Origin of the sequence: Pedobacter sp., assembly GCF_041662865.1 — a bacterium.
Classification (GTDB): Bacteria; Bacteroidota; Bacteroidia; order Sphingobacteriales; family Sphingobacteriaceae; genus Pedobacter.
This window is the reverse complement of record NZ_JBAZRL010000091.1, coordinates 1-5,303: the sequence shown is the minus strand read 5'-3', so window position 1 is coordinate 5,303 and position 5,303 is coordinate 1. Positions and strand designations below refer to the sequence as shown.

The window sequence follows — 5,303 nt, the reverse complement described above, 5'->3', positions numbered from 1 at the left end:
AAACCCACAGTTACATCTTCTACTATAGATTTAACCGAACCTTGTAACGTAGCACCTGTGGAGGATAGACCAGTTACAGGCAAGGTATTTACTGTTATCTCTGGTGCAATGGTATAGGTTTCTCCTGCAAATGGCAGGGTATTGGTCACTCCTGCTGAAAGGTTATCGGTATTGGCCAGTGAAAGCTGTACGGTTCCATCTGCAGTAACTGGACCTAAGCCCACCGTAACCTGCCAAATATTTTTTAGGATTGAGTTTTGTATTACATTGGTTATACCACTAGAGCTAGCGATACCGCCAGTTTTTGTAACTGCAAAATTAGCAGCGGTTACACCATCTATTATTTTTGAAAACTCAACTTTATAGATTACCGAGCCTGTTTTGCCATTATTTGGGTTTGGAGAAAGTGCAGTAATGCCATTTACTACAGCTGGAAAAACAACTTTAACGATTTCTCCTTTGTACACGTTGTTCGATGCATCTGTTGCTACCACTCTATAATACATATCTGCAGAGAAATTACCTGTTAAATAATAACTGGAAGCTAACGTTCCTTGCCCCACATTTACATTTTTATTGACAGTAGCATTTTCAGTATTAAAACTGGCCAAATTAGGGTCGGTACCATACTCAAAACTAACTGAAACGTTAGAGGTATTTGCCTTTATACTTCCCCAGAACAGTACAGAAGTTAGCGTAACATTAGCTGGACTTAAAGTCTGTACATCTGCTGGTGGAGTTTGGCTATTTAATTCAAAATATATCTTAGGGGTACCATCAAGGTAAGTTAGCACATCTTGTTTTCCATCGCCATCAATATCCGCAGCAGCAATGCCTAACGAAGTGTCAATTATTGTAAAATATTCGGATGCATAAAATTTACCCGGATTTCCACCTTGACCATTTTTTAGTACCGAAAATCCCTTATCATTCAAATTTGATACCGCAGAAATATCGGTTAAGCCATCACCATCAAAATCGGCAGTGGCAATATCATATGACCAAGGCACACTGTTATGAATATCTTCTGTGGCAAAAGTATCATTGGCATTATTCAATCGTACAATGATCTGATTAGCTGTATTGCCAAATACCAAATCCAAAAAGTGATCATTGTTTACATCTACCAGTTTAATGGCGGTAGTGTAGCCCGAACTTACATCTGAGGTATTCAGAAAGTTAATAGTTCCAGGAAATGAGATATTTCTTGCAAAAATATATACCTGCGAATTATATCTATTGATTAATAAATCGGGTTTCCCATCTAGATTTCCTAAATAATCACCAATAGCCATATTAAACAAACCATCTGTCGCTGTGCCAATTTCAAAATCTTTTGGAAAATCCATACTCAAACCCCCATTGGTTGATGTATTTCTATATACAGAAAAGGTATTGTTAACACCCGTAGATGTTGTCCAATTCATTTGAACTAAATCTAACTTTCCATCGCCATCAATATCTGCCGCCGCTAATGCAGAAGTAAAGGTACCTGCTGGTTTTGAAAAATATGTGGCAGAAGTAAAAGAAATTGGCGAATTGAAGGATGCAGCCGTATTTCTAAACAAATGAACTTCTCCGTTTGCAAAATTATCGCAAGCAATATCCGGTAATCCGTCCCCTGTAAAATCGGCAACTACAATGTTTCGTGGGAATGGTGTAGAAATAATAATTGGCTGTAAAAATAAAACATTTCCTATGGATGATACATTTCTATAAATATGAATTTCCCCTGCATCTTTTACTGACACAATTAAATCTACCTTGCCATCTCCATCAATGTCTTTTACAACCACCATTGTTGGCTTATCATTATTATTTCCAGAAACAGCAATTGATTGCGTATTTGCTAAATTGAATGAAATAGGACCAGTATTTGTATATGTAAGATGAAAGGAAATAGCAGACTCTGAGGTTAGTTTAGTATCTAAATTAGTTACCGATATAAATTGCTCATCGGTTCCGAGTGGTGCAACAACTACTATTACATTTTTCGAAACAACATGGTCTACTTGTGCTATTACTGCACCAAAGAACACAATATTTTTGGTCTTATCCAAGTTAAAATTGTTACCCGTTATGGCAACTAGTGTACCAACAGGGCCTTTAATAGGTGAAACCGAAGAAATAATGGGCACTTGCGCATAGGTACTCAGCGCAAAAAGGCTGAGCAGTATAAATACATTAAGCGAAATCAAATAAAAACGTAGATTTTTTTTCATGGTAATGGTATTAGAGTTAAAAAAGGATTTTTGCTTTTTGCAAAAACCAATTAGGGCAGATTATCATCAGCATCAAAAATGTTAGGAATATGGGATGATAACTAAATGGTAAATCTAAGGCATGTGCGTTCGCTATAAAATCATCTTTTAAGCTGAAAATAAATGTATGCTACCGCTAATTGAAAGGAAGGAGTGATTATAGCTAGTCGTTAAAGATGAGGAGGGTTTTATTTACCATATAGGGATATAGAAAACATAGGTTTAAGGTGGTCGTGTTTGCGATCCCCATCCGATAGCTATCGGATTTACATCGGGAGTGGCAATCTCATTACTACTCGTTATCGTGTTGCCTTGAATACACAGCAATGATGCCATCACACAAGCGTGCCTCGGCTCTTGATAGCCGAAGGATCAATTTACTTTTTTCACAAGTGTTTATTTTAGAGGTGTTCAAGAGTGCTACGCAGTTTTCCTTGATGAAAAAGTAACCAAAACCCGAGCTTGCGAGAGCATGAATACCAATAAAACAATAATTACTAATGAATAAATCAAGTCAGGAACAATGCTTCCACGCTCTGGACTTACGCATGGCCCGCCGTTCCTGTCTGCCCTACGCTTTTTGGGACAGTGGCAAATGGGATAAGGTTGAGGTTTTGGATAAACATCGTCCTTTCGACTGGAGCGCAGTCCCGAATTTTCGGGAGAGAAATCTTTGAAGTGTAAAGGTTTCTCCACTACGGTCGAAATGACGAGCAGGGAGGTGAGAATGATGAGTAGCATAGTAAAGCGCATTGATTAGGAGAGTTTAACTTAAAGTTAATTTTTCGCCCAATTTCCTTCGTTATACTCAAGTATTTTGGTTCATTTTCACAGGGTGTTAACAAGGTGGTAACAGGGTGTAAACAGGGTAATAACGTGGTCAATAACCTAATTAACTTATAGTTAAATACGGGTTAGCATTTTATTCGATAATTACTTACTCAAAGTAGTATCGCTTCATCACTATATCCGTTGAAACAACTCGGCTTATTTGCTGTTTTGTATATATAAAAAGAAGATTATGATAACTCCAGAAAACACTATTCCTCTTGATGATTCTGAAAATTCGGAAGCTGAGGATCAACAAAGTCAGAAAGATATACACTCGAATGGTTTGGATGAAAGCGATTTGAGTACTGATGATGAACAGCCCGATACTGAAATACTAAAACAGGCTTTTGATTCTTCGGAAGCTTCTTATACGTTAGATGCGGATAAGGGTATTGCGCCGAAGGCTGATGAGGGTTAGTTTGGTAAGTTTATTTACCACATAGAGACATAGGAAACATAGGTTTAATGCGATCGTCTTTGCGAAGGAGGTTCTTCACCGACTGTGGCTCCGCAGGAGTGCCTATGGTACAATCTCATTGCTGTTAAATATTTTTGCTAGGAGGAGATTGCCATCCCGAGAAGTCGGGGCTACGCTCCTCGCAAAGACGAGCAGGGAATGAACATTATTCCGTCATTCCCAATTTTATCGGGAATCGTAATGCGATGTTACGACTTTATAGCTTTAGGATTAGCTGCACTGAGCACTTCGTGATTCCCTCCCGATAGCTATCGGGATTCACGGGAATGACGGGCTGGGAGTATGTGTTGCTATGCGGTTTGTTTATTAAAAGAAATAGTAAAGGTTGTCCCTTCGTTTAAACGACTTTCTACTTCTATTTTACCACCTAATGAGGTAAGGTGTTCATGCACTAAGTGTAGGCCCAAGCCTTTGCTATCTTCATGTTCATGAAATACTTGATACACTCTGAAAATTTTATCTTTTACTTTAGCCATATCAAAACCTAAACCATTATCTGAAACTATTAATTGGTATACTCCATCTGTTATCGCTGTAGTAATTTTAATTTGGGGTGCCCTATCAGGATGAACATATTTAATGGCATTTGTAATTAGATTGAGAAAAATACTCTCTAGATATACTTTATTAAACTTAATTGTAGTAAAAGCAGAAAAATCACTTTCTAGTTTGGCATAGGAATTTAGGAGCAATGAGCCGATTGACTTAGTTACCGTATGCAAAACATCTGATAAGTTCAATTCTTCTAGTGGCACACTTACTTTATCGTTCTTAATCATCACATCTACAAAATTATTAATGGTATGATGTAAGCGTTCACTTGTAGATTTTAAAATGTCCACCAGTTCTGCCGTCTTTGGATCTTCTATTTTAGCATGATCTAATAGCTTAGAAATAGCTAGTATATTATTTACAGGTGATCTCATATCATGAGATGTCATTTGGGTAAAACTTTGCAGGTCTTTATTAATTTTACTCAAGTTAGCAATTAACAAATTGCGTTCTTCTTCTTCTCGTTTTTTTAGCGTTACATCTTTCGCAATGCCAAATACTAATTTATTTTCTACAAAAGGCATAGAGGTCCATGCAAGCCAAACAATTTCTCCTTTTTTAGTTACGTACCTATTTTCAAAATTACTTAATAAGGTTCCGCTGTATACAGTATTACGAGAGTCGATGGTTATGTTTTTATCGTCTATATAAACAAAGTCGTTAATAGGTCTAGCCATCAGCTCTGCTTCTGTATACCCTAATAATTTAATAACTGCAGGGTTTATTCTTTTAAAATATCCGTCAAAACCTGCTATACATAATAAATCTGCAGAAATTGTAAAGAAATTACTTAGCAGTAGATATTCGTCAAATTTATTTTTTGAAATTCGTATGTTATCTGGATTGTCTGTTTGCTCCATAGATATCTGTAGTGAGCGCTACTAGATTAGGGATTAATTCTGATTTCAATAATAAAGAAATCTTTTATTTAAATGCATCTTTTATTTAAAAAAAATTATTTTACTAATGGAAATACCAGCCGCTAGGAAAAAAGGCTAGTACACTTGATCGTCTTTGCGAGGGAGGTTTTTCACCGACCGCGGCTCCGCAGGAGTGCCTATGGTACAATCTCATTGCTGTTAATAAATTATGAAGGAGGAGATTGCCATCCCGAGAGTTCGGGACTACGCTCCTCGCCAAGACGCACAGGGAGGCTTTAATGCTTTCGCCTTCGGAATGCT

General features: G+C 37.2%; 3 protein-coding genes. 1 reads left to right on the top strand and 2 read right to left on the bottom strand.

Features of this window, described 5'->3' with window-relative positions:
- Positions 1–2,222, bottom strand: a 2,222-nt coding sequence (locus tag WC622_RS16300) for an FG-GAP-like repeat-containing protein (RefSeq protein ID WP_372820753.1), incomplete at its 3' end; no start/stop codon positions are given.
- A gap of 1,060 nt (positions 2,223–3,282) precedes the next feature.
- Between WC622_RS16300 and WC622_RS16295 the strand changes: the two genes are divergently transcribed.
- A complete protein-coding gene (locus tag WC622_RS16295) occupies positions 3,283–3,510 on the top strand; it encodes a hypothetical protein (RefSeq protein ID WP_372820752.1) in 228 nt (75 codons plus the stop codon).
- Positions 3,511–3,860: 350 nt separating this feature from the next.
- Here the strand turns inward: WC622_RS16295 and WC622_RS16290 are convergent, their stop codons facing one another.
- Entirely contained in the window at positions 3,861–4,982 is a 1,122-nt protein-coding gene (locus tag WC622_RS16290) for an ATP-binding protein (protein WP_372820751.1), read from the bottom strand.
- Between the last annotated feature and the right edge of the window lie 321 nt (positions 4,983–5,303).

Excerpts from the sequence above, each read along its gene's own strand:
- WC622_RS16295 (WP_372820752.1), top strand. The coding sequence starts at position 3,283 with ATGATAACTCCAGAAAACACTATTCCTCTTGATGATTCTGAAAATTCG.
- WC622_RS16290 (WP_372820751.1), bottom strand. The coding sequence starts at position 4,982 with ATGGAGCAAACAGACAATCCAGATAACATACGAATTTCAAAAAATAAA.